The following is a 14,627-nucleotide window of genomic DNA, read 5'->3' as shown; positions in this document are numbered from 1 at the left end:
GACTAACGTGTGGATTAGTGGGGAAATAGGGGTCGCCAGCCGGAAGCTTGAAACGGGCCGCCGGCAACCAATTTGTATGAGCGTCAGCACGGCGGTCGTCCTCGCTGCCGGTGAAGGAACTCGGTTGCGTCCGCTGACGCGCAACCGCCCGAAACCGATGTTGCCCGCCGCGAATCGCCCGATCCTCGAACACGTGTTCGACGCCCTGGTCGACGCCGGCATGGACGAACTCGTCTGTGTCGTCGGCTACAAACACGACCGGGTGCAGGACCACTTCGGCCCGAGCTACCGGGACGTGCCCGTCCAGTACGTCCGCCAGCACAAACAGCTGGGGAGCGGCCACGCCCTCCTGCAGGCCCGCGCGGCCGTGGACGGCCCCCCGCTGGTCGTCAACGGCGACCGACTCATCGAGTCCTCGATGGTCGAGGCCGTCGCCGAGGGGTTCGAGCGTCACGACCCCAGCGCCGCCCTCGCGGTGATGGAACATCCCGACGCCGGCCAGTACGGTGCGGTCGTCCTCGAAAACGACGAACTCACCGAGATCATCGAGAAACCCACGACCGGAGAGTACCGGCTGATCAACGCCGGCATCTACGCCTTCGACGCGAGCATCTTCGACGAGATCGCCGACACGCCCCGATCCGCGGGGGAACTCGCCCTGACCGATACCATCGCCCGTCTGGCCGAGCGCGAGCAGGTCCGCGGGGTTCGCTGTGAGGGGATGTGGGTTGACGCGACCTACCCCTGGGACCTGCTGACCGTCGCCCGGACGGTGCTGGCGCGAGGGAAAGTCGACGTGACCGAGCGCGAGGAGGGCGTCTGGATCCACGACGAGGCTCGCGTCCACGACGCCGCGACGCTTCGTCCGCCCGTCGTCGTCGGGCCGGACTCGGAGATCGGACCGGGTGCGGTCGTCGGTCCCGACGCCGCGCTGGGGTACAACGTCACCGTCGGCGCGAACGTGACCGTCGAGCGCACAGTATTAGACGCCGACGCGCGCGTCGACGCCGGGAGCGTCCTCGTCGACACCGTGACCGGCCAGGACGTGGACGTTGGTGCGGGCTCGGTCGTCCCCGGCGGGCAGGCCGACGTGCGCGTGGGCAACGAGGTGTTCGAGGACCAGCGCCTCGGTGCAGTCCTCGCGGACCGCGTGACGGCGGAGGGCGACGTGAGCTTCGACCCCGGGACGCTCGTGGGGCCGTCGGCACACCTCCACACCGGCGCACACGCCCGCGGCCAGATCCCCGACGGCGCGGAGGTGATGCGCTGATGTGCGGGATCATCGGCTGTGCCGGCCGCGAGAGTGAGACTCTCGATGTGCTGGTCCACGGGCTCTCGAAACTCGAATACCGGGGCTACGATTCGGCGGGTGTCGCGCTGGCCGGCGAGGGGTTGGACGTGTGCAAGACCGCCGGCGAGATCGACGACCTCCGGGCGGCGCTGGAGGAACGCAGTCCCTCGGGATCGGTCGGGATCGGTCACACCCGCTGGAGTACCCACGGGCCGCCGACCGACGAGAACGCTCACCCGCACCTCGACTGCAACCGCGAGGTCGCGGTCGTCCACAACGGCATCATCGAGAACTACCAGGAACTCCGCGACGAACTCTCGACGGCCGGCCACGAGTTCCGGAGCGACACCGACACCGAGGTCGTGCCGCACCTGATCGAGGACGAACTCGCGGACGGCGCTGACCCCGAGGACGCGGTCCGGCAGGCCATCGCACGGCTGGATGGAAGCTACGCCGTCTCGGTCGTGATGTCGGGCGTCGACCGTATCTTCGCGGCGCGCAACGACTCGCCGCTGGTGCTGGGAATCGACAGCGACGCCTACTACCTCGCGAGCGACGTGCCCGCGTTCCGGGACCACACCGACCGGGTCGTCTACCTCGACGACGGCGAGTTCGCCGTCCTCGACGCCGACGGCTACCGGGTGACCACCCTCGACGGCGAGCCTGTCGAGAAGACCGAGGACACCGTCGACTGGGACCCCGAGGAGACCGGCAAGAGCGGGTACGACCACTTCATGCTCAAGGAGATCCACGAGCAACCCCGCGCGCTCCGGCAGTGCTTCCGGGGACGCGTCGACGAACTGTCCGGAACCGTGGACCTCGCCGACCTGGGCGACCTCTCGCCCCGTGGCGTCCAGCTCGTCGCCTGCGGGACGAGCTACCACGCGGCCGTCTACGCCGCCCAGCTGTTCCAGCAGGCCGGGATTCCCGCGCAGGCGTTCCTCGCCAGCGAGTACGCCACCAGTCCGCCGCCCATCGGGGACGCGCTGGTGATCGGCGTCACGCAGAGCGGGGAGACCGCCGATACCTTGAGTGCGCTTCGGGAGGCCCGCAAGCGCGGCGCGCGGACGCTCGCGGTGACCAACACGGTGGGTTCGACGGTCGCCCGGGAGTGCGATCACGCCATGTACATCCGGGCCGGACCGGAGATCGGTGTCGCCGCGACCAAGACCTTCTCCAGCCAGATCGCGGCGCTGAACCTGCTGGCGCTGGCGATCACGAGCGTCGGCGACGCCCGCGAGGTCATCAGCGGCCTGCGCGACCTTCCGGGGGCGGTCCAGGAGATCCTCGACACCTCCACCGCACAGGAGATCGCCGAGACCTACCGCGACGCCGAGTCCTACTTCTTCATCGGCCGGGGTCTGCACTACCCCGTCGCGCTGGAGGGCGCGCTGAAGATGAAGGAGATCACCTACAAACACGCCGAGGGCTTCGCGGCGGGCGAACTCAAACACGGGCCGCTGGCGCTGGTCACGAGTGACACGCCCGTGTTCGCCGTCGTCACCGGCGACGACGAGATGGCGACCAAGACCGTGGGCAACGTCAAGGAGGTCGAAGCCCGCGACGCGCCGGTCGTGGCGGTCACCGACGGCGCGAGCGACGTGGAGCGGTACGCCGATCACGTCCTCGAAGTGCCCGACACCCACCGCCGCGTGGCCGCGGTCGTCGCGAACGTCCAGCTCCAACTGGTCGCCTACCACACCGCGGACATGCTCGGTCGGTCCATCGACAAACCGCGAAACCTGGCGAAAAGCGTCACCGTCGAGTAGTCAGTCGCGGTCGCCGTCGTCGCTGTTTCTGCGGTCGCCGTCGTCGTCGCGTGGCTCCGGTGGTTCCAGAACCGCCCGGAGGAGTCGGCCGGTGCGGGTCTCCGCGAGCTCCGAAGCCGACAGCGGCACCTGGATCGCCAGCGCGGCGAACCCGAACACGACCGCCCGAATGAGGAGGCCGGACTGCGTAAAATCGCCGAGGGCCAGCGAGAGCGCCGTCTCGACCAGTACCGCGACCGCCACGACGATTCCCAGGGCACGGACCGGTGCGTCCGCGAACCCCGACAGCGTCGCTTCGACTGCAGAGCCGTCCCAGGACTCGGCGAGCGGGTCGACGACGCGGTCCAGCACGCGGATGATCGGGCCGACGGTGTAGGTCTCCCGCAGGTCGATGACGATCACCTCGGGATCGGGTTCGGCGGTCAGCCAGCGATAACACCAGGAGGCACGGACCCAGTCGCCGACGGTGGCTGCGGCACCGCTGACTCTGGACTTGGCGGTCGCGACCGCGAACCTGTCGGAAAGCCGGTCGAGGGATCGGGCCATCCGGGTGTTTGCGGCCCAGTCGCTCACGGAACGACAGCGGCGCACGACGACTGATCCGTCACGGATCGACGACTCACTCATTCGCCTCGAAATCGAGGACGGTTCCCTGGAGAGTCACGGTGTCGAACTCGAGCGTGACCGTTCGGCCTTCCGAGAGCGGTCGGCCGTGGAACCCGAGTTCCGACCCTGTTTGTCTGGCGGTTGCCTCGACGGTCAGCGTCACGTCGCGCTCGCCTGGGTGCTCGCTGACGACCAGCTCGCCGCTGTCGGTCGGGACAACGACCTGTGCTGGACCGGCCGTCACGTCGACGATCCGCGCCGTCGCCCCGGGATGCCGCTCTTCCAGTCCCTCGGTGACGGCCTCGGCGACTTCGGACCGGACGCCCTCCCAGGCGACCGTCATCGTGACGTTCGTCGGATCGCCTGCAGGTTCGACCGAGCCGACGGTTTCGATCGTGCCGTTGAGCCCCTCGACGCCGTTCGTCCGGAGCGGTATCGCTGTCCCGATCCGGAGGGTTCGGTCGGCGAACTTCGGCTCACCGTCGACGGTACGGGTCGCGAGCGTGACGCCGAGGTGAAGTCGACGGAGACCGCTCTCGTTCGTCGGTAGCGAGGCGACGGATTCGACAGTCGCGAGGGTGTGGTCGCCGACGGTAAGTCGGTCACCTGCGTTGACCGCCGTGGCGACCTCGGACTCGACCGTCGTCGTGACCGAGACTGGCGTTCGCTCGGTTCGGAACATCGACCTGCTGTCATTTACGGATTGGACCGCTGCGTCCGTCTGGTAGTCGTCGCCTACGATTGTCACGCTCCGTCCGGCCCGGATCGGTCCGCTCCCGACGACCGTTCCGTTCGGGTAGGCGACCCGGGCGAACACGCGGACCTGTCCGTTCGACGCGCCGGTCAGGAATACGTCGGTGACGTTCATCGTCGCGCTCGATCCGGCGAGCGTGACATTCTGTCCGACCTCGATGTTCGACGCGGACGAGGCCGGTTGCTGACCGAGTGCGAGCGTCGCGTAGCGAGTCTCCACGTCCTCGCTGGTCCCGTCGGAGCCCAACGGACCACCGCCGCCGGTCACCAGCGCGACGCCCGCGGCGACCACCGCGAGGACGACCAGTACGACGAGCGCGTCGACCACGTTGACGCGACCGAACAACCGTCCCTCCTCGTCGATCAACTCCATCGGTTGTCACTCGCGTCGCCCCCCGCGGGTATAGTGGTTTCGACAGGTTCGCCGGCCGACGCCCCCGTGTCGGCCGTCCCGACGGTCACCCGCCGTGACAGATCACAAACTATTTAGCCACAGGCGGTTACTCGCGAGGTGAGTAACTAATGACGATACTCGTCACTGGCGGTGACGGCTACGTCGGGTGGCCCACCGCGCTCCGGATCGCGACCAGAACCGATGACCGAGTGCTGGCCGTGGACAACTTCGCGCGCCGGGACTGGGTCGAGGAAGTCGGCTCGACCAGCGCCGTCCCCATCGGCTGGATGGACGAGCGCCTCGCCGCAGCACGGGAGGCCCACGACGTGCACAACCTCTCCTTCGTCCAGGGAGATCTCGTCGAGAAGGACTTCGTCGACGAACTCCTCACCGTCCACGAACCGGACGTGATCGTCCACACCGCGGCCCAGCCCTCCGCGCCCTACTCCCAGATCAACGGCGAGCGGGCCAACTACACCCAGCACAACAACATGCAGGCCACCCGGAACCTGCTCTGGGGGCTCGAGGAACACGATCTCACCGACACGCACTTCATCGAGACCACGACGACCGGCGTCTACGGCGCGCCGGAGTTCCCCATCCCTGAGGGCGGCGCGGTGATGGAGAACCAGGGCGAACGAGACGAGGTCCCCTTCCCGGCGATGGCGGGGAGCTGGTATCACCTCACCAAGTCCCACGACGCCGCCAATCTCCGGCTCGCGCAGTCGCAGTTCGACATCCCGATCTCGGACGTGCGGACGGCGATCGTCTACGGCACCGAGACCGACGAGACCCGCGCGGACGACCGCCTCAAAACGCGCTTCGACTTCGACTACTACTTCGGGACCGTCGGGCACCGCTTCGCCGCCCAGGCCGTCGCCGGCTACCCCGTCACGGTCTACGGCAAGGGCGAACAGCGCAAGCCCTTCATCTCGCTTGAAGACACCGTCGAGGGACTGGCTCAACTGGCGCTGACCGAGCCCGACGAACGGCCGGACGGGGACGACGGCGTCACCGTCTACAACCAGGTCACCCGCGCCATCAGCATCGTCGAGATCGCCGAGACCATCGCCGATGTGGGCGACGAGTTCGACCTCGACGTGGCCGTCGAACACTTCGAGAACCCGCGCAACGAGGACGAGACCCACAAGATGGAGATCGAGAACGACCGCTATATGAACGTGATCGGCGAGCAGGAACAGGACTTCGAGGGCGGCGTGCGGGACATCTTCGAGACGCTGACCCGCTACACCGAGACCATCGAGGCCCACGAGGACCGGTTCCTCCCGGGCGTGCTGGAAGACTCGGAGGACTGAGCCGTGGACGTGCTGGTCACCGGCGGCTGTGGGTACATCGGGAGCGCGCTGATTCCGATGCTCCGGGCCGACGACGCCGTCGATCGCGTGGTCGTCCTCGATTCGCTCTCCAGCGGCTCGCCCCGCGCGCTCCTGGGGACGCTCGCCACTGATCCCGACGACGGCGTCGACTTCCGACGGGGCGACGTGCGCGAGTACGGCGACGTGGAGAACGCCATGCGGGAGGTGGACACCGTGATCCACCTCGCGGCCATCACCGGCGCGGCCAGCACCCACGACCGCCGCGCGGAGACGATGGCGGTCAACTACGACGGCACCGAGAACGTCCTCAAGGCGGCGGGGAAACTCGGCGTCGAGAACGTCGTCTCGGCCTCTTCCTGTAACATCTACGGCCGGGCGATGAGTCGCGACATCGACGAGTCGGTCGAACCCGACCCGATCAACCCCTACGCCGAGGCCAAGTACGAGGCCGAATCGCTGCTGGCCGACTACTGCGAGGACCACGACATGGCCGGGACCGCGCTGCGGATGAGCACGAACTACGGCTACTCGCCGGGCGTGCGCTTCAACCTCGTCGTCAACCACTTCGTCTTCCGCGCGCTGACCGGCCGCTCGCTGACGGTCTACGGCGACGGGTCGAACTGGCGGCCCTTCATCCACGTCGAGGACGCTGCCGCGGCGTACAAACACGCCGCCTGCAACCCCGAGGACTGGAGTCACGACGTGTACAACGTCGGCACCAACGACGGCAACTACCGGATCAGCGAGATCGCCGACCTCGTGCGCGACGAGGTGGGCCCCGTCGACGTGACCTACCTCGAAGACGAACATCCCGGTCCATCGTATCACGTCAACTTCGATAGACTGGGCGAGACCGGGTTCGAACCGGAGTGGTCGCTCCGGGAAGGCGTGCGGGACCTGGCCGACCGGTTCACTGGCGCGGAGTGAGCGCTTCGCGGTCCAGATGACACGCAAGTTTATCCGGGAAAACGCCCAACTACCGGGTATGACCGAAATCGTGCGGACGGACGACGTGCTCGGCGGTGATCCTCGTCTCGACGGTCGCCGTATCTCCGTTCTCCAGGTTGCCGAGATGGTTCTCGAAGCGGACCGATCACCGGAGTACGTGGCCGACCAGCTCGACATTTCTCTCGCCGAAGTACACACCGCTCTGGCGTACTACTACGACCATCTCGACGAGATAGAGGCGATCCGTGACCGTCACGACCGGCTCGAAACGTCACTCGCCGAACGAGCGGCGACGCCGGACCACGTCGAGCAGTAGCCGATGGCGGGGTTGTCCTTCTGTACTGACGAACACGTTCCACACGCGTTCGTGACGGCACTCGAATCAAACGGGTTCTCGGTTATCACTGCCGCGTCCGAACACGGACAAGATACCGTCGACGAGGAACTACTGAAGTGGTGTGGTGGTTCGGACCGCGTTCTGGTCACGAACGACCGGGATTTCGTCGAACTCGACGAGCGGGTCGACCACGCCGGCCTCGTAATATACACGTCACAAGCGATTTCCCCCAGCGATTTTGCGAGAGCTATCAGACGTGTCGACCGTCAATTCGGACCGACAGAGATGCGGGACGTTCTGGTGTGGCTCGATCAGTGGCTGTGGCAGTTCGGAACCTGTCCCGACGCTTCCTTTTCAGTCTTCGATTTGGTCGACTGTCCCGGACTCGAAGATTCCCTGCCCGGTCACGTCGGCCAGTTTTCCGCCGGCCTCGAGTCGAGCCTCGATGACCTCGCTGAAACTTCGATCTCCTTTCTCCCGTTTCAGCTTCCAGTACACTTCGTCGGAGATCGTGATGGTCTTACTCATACTCTGTGTGTGGGTGTTTGCTCGCAAAACTGTTCCGCCGACTCAGTCGTCGCCCTCGACCTGCGCGTGTTTCGTGCTGTCGACGCTGACGGTCTCCCACTCCTGATCGGTGTGAGCCCCCTCACGTTCGCGGGCGCTGGCGGCGACGCGGATGAACTCGGCCTTCTCGCGGGCGTCGGAGATGGTGTGACCGCCACAGTAGGAGAGGCCGGACTTGATGCCTGCACAGAACTCCTCGGCCACGTCGGCGACCGGTCCCTTGTAGGGAGTCAGCCCCTCGACGCCCTCGTCTTGCGTTACGTCCTCCTCTTTGTCCGAGCGGTCCTCGGCGGCCGCGGTCGTGGCCATCCCACGGGAGCGCTTGTAGCGCACGCCGTCGACCTCGACGGTCTCGCCGGGGGCCTCGGCGGTGCCGGCGAAGAGACTGCCCAGCATCACGGTGTCCGCGCCGGCCATCAGCGCCTTCACGGCGTCGCCGGAGGTCCGGATCCCGCCGTCGGCACAGATCGTCACGTCCAGATCCGCCGCGGCCTCGGCGCAGTCGTCGACTGCCGTGAGTTGGGGCACGCCAGCGCCGGCGACTTTGCGGGTCGTGCAGTGCGAACCGGGCCCGATCCCGACCTTCACGCAGTCCGCGCCGGCCGCGTAGAGATCTTCGACGCCTGCGGGCGTGGCGACGTTGCCCGCGACGAGTTCGAGGTCGGGGTAGGCCTCCCGGATCGCGGCGACGGTGTCGAGCGTCCGTTCCATGTGCCCGTGGGCCACGTCGACGACGACGGCGTCGACGCCGGCAGTCACGAGTGCTTCGGCACGGCCCACCGAGTCCTCGTCGATCCCGACGGCGGCCCCGACCGGCTGGCCGGCGTCGGCGACGGCCGCGACTTCGCTCGCCTGTTCGTCGACGGTCAGAAACCGGTGGATCGTCCCGAGGCCGCCGGCCTCGCCGAGGGCGATGGCGAGTTCGGCTTCCGTGACGGTGTCCATCGCCGCCGAGACCAGCGGCGTGTCCAGTTCGATGCCGGGCGTCAGGTCGGTGGTGAGGTCCACGTCGCTCCGGCTGTCGACCGGCGAGCGCTGTGGCACCAGTAACACGTCCCCGTAGCTCAGTCCTGTTCGCGGTTCGTTCATGCCGCACAAGCCCAGTCGCTTCGAGCGGATAAATCCGCTGGTCGTGTCAACTATCGTTTTTCGACGTCAAGACGTGACACCTGTGGACCACGAAGTTTGTAACCCCTCGCGTGGACACCCAGCACATGAGCGACACCGCCGAGTCCGTCCACGTCGCCGTCACCGGCGCGGCGGGCTACATCGGCAGCCGCGTCGTCACACAGCTCCAGCGGGACCACCCCGACTGGCAGATTACCGCACTCGACAACTTCTACCTGGGCGACCTCCGCGAAGTCGGCGATGTACCCGTCGAGCACGTCGACATCCGCAACCGCGACCGGCTGGAGGCGGCCCTCGACGGCGCGGACGTGGTCTTGCACCTGGCGGCCATCTCGGGCGTCGACGACTGCGACGAGAAGCCCGACCTGGCTTACGAGGTCAACGTCACCGGGACGAGCAACGTCGCCTGGTTCTGCCGGAAGACCGGCGCGGCGCTGTGCTTCCCCTTCTCGATGGCCGTCATCGGCGACCCGGAGACGTTCCCGATCACCGTCGACCTCCCGCGGGACCCGCTGAACTGGTACGGCCGGACGAAAGTGCTCGGCGAGCGCGCTATCGACACGTTCGCCGACGGGAGTTTCCCGGCCCACCAGTTCATGATCTCCAACCTGTACGGCCGTCACGAGGTCGGCGGGCGGGAGGTCTCGAAAGGCACCGTCATCAACTTCTTCGTGAACCGCGCGCTGGCGGGGGAGACGCTGACGGTCTACGAACCGGGCAGCCAATCGAGAAACTTCATTCACGTCAAGGACGTGGCCAATGCGTTCGTCAAGAGCGCCGAGCGGCTGGTCGAGCAATCTCGGGCGGGCGAGACCGGCGTCGAGAAGTACGAGATCGCCAGCGACGAGGACCCCGGCGTGATGGCGGTGGCGGAACTGGTGCAGTCGATTGCGCGAGAAGAGCGTGGCATCGACGCCGACGTGGAACTGGTCGAGAACCCCCGCAGCGGGGAGACGCTGGTCGACGAGTTCGGCGTGGAGACGGCCACGGCGCAGGATCGACTGGGGTGGGAACCGGCCGAATCTGTGGAGGCGTCGATTCGTGGGCTGCTGTCGGAATCGGACTGACTCTCCGACGTACTGGTGAGGGGGCCGCTCAAATGAACCCCGCGGAACTGAGGACGAAAACGAGGACGCCGAGAACACCCAGTATCATACCCGCGGTCAGTGGCGTGTTCTCCATGAGTTTCTCGTGGACCGGCATTTCCTCGTACTCGGTACGGAACTGTTCGAGGTTCTCCTGATCGTAGAAGTACTTCCGTGAGAGCATGAACCGCTCCGTGACGGCACAGCCCGTACAGATCGGCTCGCCTTCGAGCCGCTCGGTCTTCGTGTGCGAGTCGCAGTTGATGCTCCCGCAGTTCTCACAGTAGCTGTAGGTCCCCTCGCCGGCGCTCTCACAGTGGACACACCGGTGAATCCCGTTTTCCAGCGTCACCCGGGACGGACCCGCGTGTAGTATTCGAGCGGGTGGCTGTACTGCTGGAGCGTCGTGAGCTGGCGGATCTGGGGGAGATACACCGGGTCGGTCGACTGGATCGAGACAGCCGAGCGGTTCGGCTCACAGGTCTTGGTGTAGGTGACGTTGTTGTCGCCCGTGTACTCGACGGTCGTCGTCCGTCGCTCGCGGATGCGTTCGACCGCCCAGTCCTTGTACTCGGTCTCGGTCTGGCCGAAGCGATGGACCTCCATTTCGTCGAATGTGCGTCCTGACGCGACCGCCGTCCGCGACGGTCCCTACCCACGCCTGTTCTGGCCCGACCAGCCCGAGGGTGTACTCGTCGACCTCCAGTTCGCGTTCGATCTGTTCGGACATCGTCTGTGAGGTACGTCAACGATAGACACAATGATGGCCCGCGAGTCACGATGGCGGACGTGTGTGATCCTCTCCCGGATCGAGGGTCGAGTCCCAACATTGAACCCTCGCTAGGGGTGGGGTACCGACTAGATGATGACACCGTCGCAACAGAGCACCACGCCGGCCGAACCGTTCCGCTGAATCCATGAGCCTGGTACAGCAGGCCCTGGAGGGGACGGACTCGACGATATTCGTCGGCTCGCTCTCACTCCTCCTCGCGATAACGGCAGTGATCATCGTCTGGCCGGACGCGACTGCCACACAGCTGGCGACCGTCAACGCTTACGTCGTCTCGAACTTCAGCTGGTTGTTCCTCTGGCTCGTCTTTCTCTCCTTCGTATTTCTGCTGTACGTATTACTCGGCCCGTGGGGGAACATCAAGCTGGGTGACCCCGACGAGGAGCCGGCGTTCTCCTATCTCGGCTACCTCGTGATGATCTTCACTGCAGGGCTGTCGTCCGGCGGTCTCGAGTACTGGGGGCCGGTGGAGCCGCTGGTCCACTACCAGACCGCCCCGCCGTTCGTCGGGTCCAGTTCGGGGGGCTGGGCGGGGATGGTGAGTGCACTCCAGTACGCGATCTTCCACTACGGAACTTCGGCGTGGGCCGGGTACGTGGTCTTCGGCATCGCCGTCTCGTACTTCGCGTATCGCAAAGATATGCCGTTCCGTCCCGCCGTCATCCTCGCTCCGTTCGTCGGCACCGACAACGTCGACGGCTGGCTGGGCAAGGCGGTCGATACGCTGGCCGTGGTCGTCTCGGTGAGTGGAATCACTATCTCCTTCGGACTCGGTGTCGACCAGTTCTTCGCCGGCCTCTCCTACAACTGGGGCGTCCAGGTCGGCGCACTCGGGGAGGTCCTGTTCATCCTCCTCATCACGGGCCTGTTCCTGCTGTCCGTTACGGCCGGGATCCAGGAGGGGATCCAGCGGTTCGCGAACCTGAACGTGGTCCTCCTACTGGTCCTCATGTCGGCGGCGCTGGTCTTTGGCCCGCTGTCCTTCCTGCTGAATCTGGGGACGCAGGCGCTCCGGGGGTACGTGACCGACTTCGTCGGGATGAGCCTCTACTTCACGCCGGAGGCCAGCGGCTGGTTCGGCTCCTGGACGGTGTTCTTCTGGGCGTGGTGGCTCACGTTCGCGCCCATGGTCGGCGTGTTCATGGCCCGGATCTCCCGCGGCCGGACACTTCGCCAGCTCGTGTTCGCCGGCATTCTCGGCTCGTTCGCACTCACCGTCCCCTGGTACGTCGCGACCGGCGGCTCGGCACTCTGGCTACAGACGACCGGGCAGGCCGACCTGCTGGCCGTGTATTCGGATGTCGGCCTCGCTGGCGTCAGCTTCGCCCTATTCGACCAACTGTTGCCGTTCGCCGATCTGTTCTCCGCGATCCTGCTGGGACTCGTGTTGAGCTTCCTCATTACCACGCTCGATTCGGCGACCTTTAGCTTCTCCATGATCGCGAACAAGGGCGAACCGTCGCCGTCGACCCTCAACCGGATCACCTGGGGGCTGGTTCTGGGATTCCTGACCGTCGCGCTCACCCTCGCCGGTGGGATCTCCGTTCTCCGCTCGTTCACCGTCCTCGCCGGCATCCCGGCCGCGATACTGTGTCTGATCGCGCTGGTCGGCATGGTCGTGCAACTCGAACGTCACGCCCCCGTGTTGCTGAGTGAATCCAAGTACACGGACACCGACATCGCGTCGAGCGTTCGACGGAAATTACCGGACCGGGTGGCGGAGAACCAACCGACGGACGATTGACGAAGGACCCGGACAGCACCGTCCGATCGCCGGGTCCTGTGAACGGGGCCGGGACCGTTCCGGTCACCCCTCGTCCGCGCGCTCACGAAGCTTCCGGCGCTGGATCTTCCCGGTCGTCGTCGTCGGCAGAGCGTCGACGAACTCGACCTCGCGCGGGTACTCGTATTTCGCGAGGGCGTCCTTGACCAGCTGCCGGATCCCGTCGCGGAGGGCGTCGTCTCCGTCGACGCCGGCGACGGGTTGGACGAACGCCTTGATGATCTCGCCACGCGTGTCGTCGGGGAGGCCGACGACACCGACCTGTTCGACGTCCGGATGTTCGAGAATCGCGCTCTCCACTTCCCCGGGGCCGACGCGATATCCGGCCGTGATGATGATATCGTCGTCGCGCGATTTGAACCAAAAGTAGCCCTCCTCGTCACGGTAGCCAAGGTCCTCGGTGAGGTGCCAGCGAGCGCCGTCGGGGCCTTCGAGGGTCGCCGCGTCGGTCTTCTCGGGTTGGTTCCAGTACTCCTGGAATATGACCGGATCGTCGTCGCGACGCACCGCGATCATCCCCACCTCGCCGTCGGGGAGTCGCTCGCCCGTCTCCTGGTCGACGATCGCCACGTCGTGACCGGGGACCGGTTTGCCCATGCTGCCGGCCCGTGCCGGGAACCACTCCCGGCAGTTCGTCACGAGGAGGTTGGCTTCCGTCTGCCCGTAGAGTTCGTTGACGGGAACGCCGCCGAGTTCCTCGTCGGCCCACTCGAGGATCTCCGGCGTCAGCGGCTCGCCGCCCGAGCCGATCGCCTCGAGCGCGAGGTCGTACTGCTCCGTGGGCTCGTCGATGGTCATCATCATGCGGATCGCCGTCGGCGGCAGGAAACTGTGGGTGACGCCGAACTCCTCACAGATCTCGAAGGCCGTCGCGGCGTCGAACTCCCCCATCGGATAGCCGACGACGGGCTGGCCGTAGTGCCACGCCGGGAAGACCACGTCGCCGAGCGCGCCGATCCACGCCCAGTCGGCCGGCGTCCAGTAGGTCGAGTCGAAGACGTCCTGCTCGAAGTACATGTAGAACGACGGGCAGTGGCCAGCCCAGAGGCCGTGGCCGTGGAGGACGCCCTTGGGCGGGCCGGTGGAGCCGCTCGTGTAGATGATGATCGCCGGCGTCTCCTCGGTTGTGTCGACGATTTCGAAGTCGGTGTCGTGCCCGGCGTAGAACTCCTCGAACCGCTCCACGTCGTTGGCCGTGTTGTCGGCTGTTTCGTCGGCATCGACGGCGACGACGTGGTCCAGATCCGGACACTCCTCGCGGACGTCGGCGACGGTATCGAGGATCGAGTGGTCGGCGACGACGGCTTTCGCCCCGCTGTCCTGCAGGCGGTACCGGAGTGCTTCAGTTCCGAAGAGTACCGACAGGGGTAGCGAGATCGCGCCGAGCTTCCAGCACGCGAGATGCGTCAGGGGGTTCGCCGGCTTCTGCGGGACGACGATCGCGACGCGGTCGCCACGCTCGACGCCACGCGCAGCGAGTGCGTTGGCGACCTGATTCGACAGCTCGTCCAGGTCCCGAACGCTGTAGGTCTCCCGTCGCCCGTCCGGATACGCCTGGTGGAGCAGCGGACGCTCGGGGTCGTCGTGTTTGCGAAGCAAGTCCCAGGCGAGGTTGTATCCGTCCGGAAACTCCCACTCGAAGTTCTCGTGGGCCCGTTCGTAGGTCTCGTACTCGGGTGTGATATGCCAAGTCATGACGGACGGTCCGGGGGCTACTACCATAGAACCCGAGATTTACATGTAAAACCGCAGGCGGCGGTGAGTGCCGTCTCGACTGCCTGATGGTTGCTCGCGTCGGACTTGCTCCGCAGGGCTTCGACGACATCTTCGACCGTGAAC

The 14,627-nt window shown here is 66.3% G+C and carries 13 protein-coding genes and 2 pseudogenes; 9 read left to right on the top strand and 6 right to left on the bottom strand.

Features of this window, described 5'->3' with window-relative positions:
- The first annotated feature begins 76 nt into the window (after positions 1-76).
- Positions 77-1,270: a bifunctional sugar-1-phosphate nucleotidylyltransferase/acetyltransferase gene (gene glmU / locus MU521_RS12775; RefSeq protein WP_092691317.1), complete on the top strand. Its 1,194-nt coding sequence runs from the start codon at positions 77-79 to the stop codon at positions 1,268-1,270.
- The gene (gene glmS / locus MU521_RS12770) at positions 1,270-3,060 is read left to right on the top strand and encodes a glutamine--fructose-6-phosphate transaminase (isomerizing) (protein WP_092691319.1); all 1,791 of its coding nucleotides are present in this window, start codon (positions 1,270-1,272) and stop codon (positions 3,058-3,060) included. The genes glmU and glmS overlap by 1 nt, the downstream gene beginning before the upstream one ends.
- On the opposite strand, the gene MU521_RS12765 is transcribed toward glmS, so the two are convergent.
- Complete coding sequence (locus tag MU521_RS12765) at positions 3,061-3,633, bottom strand: hypothetical protein (protein ID WP_217630138.1); 573 nt, start codon at positions 3,631-3,633, stop codon at positions 3,061-3,063.
- 46 nt (positions 3,634-3,679) lie between these two features.
- Positions 3,680-4,792 carry a DUF4330 domain-containing protein gene (locus MU521_RS12760; protein WP_092691324.1) on the bottom strand — a complete coding sequence of 371 codons (1,113 nt, stop codon included), beginning with the start codon at positions 4,790-4,792 and terminating at the stop codon, positions 3,680-3,682.
- Between the two features lie 149 nt (positions 4,793-4,941).
- Here MU521_RS12760 and MU521_RS12755 point away from each other — a divergent pair, with 149 nt between their 5' ends.
- The 4 genes and pseudogenes from MU521_RS12755 to MU521_RS12740 form a co-directional block, all read left to right on the top strand.
- Entirely contained in the window at positions 4,942-6,129 is a 1,188-nt protein-coding gene (locus MU521_RS12755) for an NAD-dependent epimerase/dehydratase family protein (RefSeq protein ID WP_092691327.1), read from the top strand.
- 3 nt (positions 6,130-6,132) lie between these two features.
- On the top strand, positions 6,133-7,077 hold the full coding sequence (locus MU521_RS12750; RefSeq protein ID WP_092691332.1) for an NAD-dependent epimerase/dehydratase family protein: 945 nt from the start codon (positions 6,133-6,135) through the stop codon (positions 7,075-7,077).
- 58 nt (positions 7,078-7,135) lie between these two features.
- Positions 7,136-7,414 carry a DUF433 domain-containing protein gene (locus MU521_RS12745; RefSeq protein ID WP_092691335.1) on the top strand — a complete coding sequence of 93 codons (279 nt, stop codon included), beginning with the start codon at positions 7,136-7,138 and terminating at the stop codon, positions 7,412-7,414.
- Between the two features lie 3 nt (positions 7,415-7,417).
- Positions 7,418-7,684: pseudogene (locus tag MU521_RS12740) on the top strand (DUF5615 family PIN-like protein); the annotation flags it as partial.
- A gap of 105 nt (positions 7,685-7,789) precedes the next feature.
- On the opposite strand, the gene MU521_RS12735 reads toward MU521_RS12740, so the two are convergent.
- Positions 7,790-7,963, bottom strand: coding sequence for an antitoxin VapB family protein (locus tag MU521_RS12735; RefSeq protein ID WP_092691337.1), 174 nt, complete (start codon positions 7,961-7,963; stop codon positions 7,790-7,792).
- Between the two features lie 42 nt (positions 7,964-8,005).
- On the bottom strand, positions 8,006-9,091 hold the full coding sequence (locus tag MU521_RS12730) for a guanosine monophosphate reductase (protein WP_092691340.1): 1,086 nt from the start codon (positions 9,089-9,091) through the stop codon (positions 8,006-8,008).
- Between the two features lie 125 nt (positions 9,092-9,216).
- Here MU521_RS12730 and MU521_RS12725 point away from each other — a divergent pair, with 125 nt between their 5' ends.
- Positions 9,217-10,197, top strand: a complete 981-nt coding sequence (locus MU521_RS12725; RefSeq protein WP_092691345.1) for an NAD-dependent epimerase/dehydratase family protein — start codon at positions 9,217-9,219, stop codon at positions 10,195-10,197.
- Positions 10,198-10,225: 28 nt separating this feature from the next.
- Here MU521_RS12725 and MU521_RS21650 read toward each other — a convergent pair.
- Positions 10,226-10,833, bottom strand: a pseudogene (locus tag MU521_RS21650) (restriction endonuclease); the annotation flags it as partial.
- Here MU521_RS21650 and MU521_RS21480 point away from each other — a divergent pair.
- Positions 10,832-10,954 carry a hypothetical protein gene (locus MU521_RS21480; protein WP_281187041.1) on the top strand — a complete coding sequence of 41 codons (123 nt, stop codon included), beginning with the start codon at positions 10,832-10,834 and terminating at the stop codon, positions 10,952-10,954. The pseudogene MU521_RS21650 and the gene MU521_RS21480 overlap by 2 nt on opposite strands.
- Positions 10,955-11,132: 178 nt before the next feature.
- A complete protein-coding gene (locus tag MU521_RS12710) occupies positions 11,133-12,749 on the top strand; it encodes a BCCT family transporter (protein ID WP_250864803.1) in 1,617 nt (538 codons plus the stop codon).
- Between the two features lie 63 nt (positions 12,750-12,812).
- On the opposite strand, the gene MU521_RS12705 is transcribed toward MU521_RS12710, so the two are convergent.
- Positions 12,813-14,483, bottom strand: a complete 1,671-nt coding sequence (locus MU521_RS12705; protein WP_092691355.1) for an acetate--CoA ligase — start codon at positions 14,481-14,483, stop codon at positions 12,813-12,815.
- Positions 14,484-14,627 lie beyond the last annotated feature (144 nt).

This window comes from Halorientalis regularis (assembly GCF_023698535.1).
Classification (GTDB): Archaea; Halobacteriota; Halobacteria; order Halobacteriales; family Haloarculaceae; genus Halorientalis; species Halorientalis regularis.
Note: the sequence above shows the minus strand (reverse complement) of the source record. Positions and strands in the feature narration are given on the sequence as shown.

What these genes read in the sequence shown, in the direction of transcription:
- MU521_RS12735 (WP_092691337.1), bottom strand. Translation starts at nt 7,963, where the DNA reads ATGAGTAAGACCATCACGATCTCCGACGAAGTGTACTGGAAGCTGAAA.
- glmS (WP_092691319.1), top strand. Translation starts at nt 1,270, where the DNA reads ATGTGCGGGATCATCGGCTGTGCCGGCCGCGAGAGTGAGACTCTCGAT.
- MU521_RS12755 (WP_092691327.1), top strand. Translation starts at nt 4,942, where the DNA reads ATGACGATACTCGTCACTGGCGGTGACGGCTACGTCGGGTGGCCCACC.
- MU521_RS12725 (WP_092691345.1), top strand. Translation starts at nt 9,217, where the DNA reads ATGAGCGACACCGCCGAGTCCGTCCACGTCGCCGTCACCGGCGCGGCG.
- glmU (WP_092691317.1), top strand. Translation starts at nt 77, where the DNA reads ATGAGCGTCAGCACGGCGGTCGTCCTCGCTGCCGGTGAAGGAACTCGG.
- MU521_RS12705 (WP_092691355.1), bottom strand. Translation starts at nt 14,483, where the DNA reads ATGACTTGGCATATCACACCCGAGTACGAGACCTACGAACGGGCCCAC.
- MU521_RS12745 (WP_092691335.1), top strand. Translation starts at nt 7,136, where the DNA reads ATGACCGAAATCGTGCGGACGGACGACGTGCTCGGCGGTGATCCTCGT.
- MU521_RS12710 (WP_250864803.1), top strand. Translation starts at nt 11,133, where the DNA reads ATGAGCCTGGTACAGCAGGCCCTGGAGGGGACGGACTCGACGATATTC.
- MU521_RS12730 (WP_092691340.1), bottom strand. Translation starts at nt 9,091, where the DNA reads ATGAACGAACCGCGAACAGGACTGAGCTACGGGGACGTGTTACTGGTG.
- MU521_RS12760 (WP_092691324.1), bottom strand. Translation starts at nt 4,792, where the DNA reads ATGGAGTTGATCGACGAGGAGGGACGGTTGTTCGGTCGCGTCAACGTG.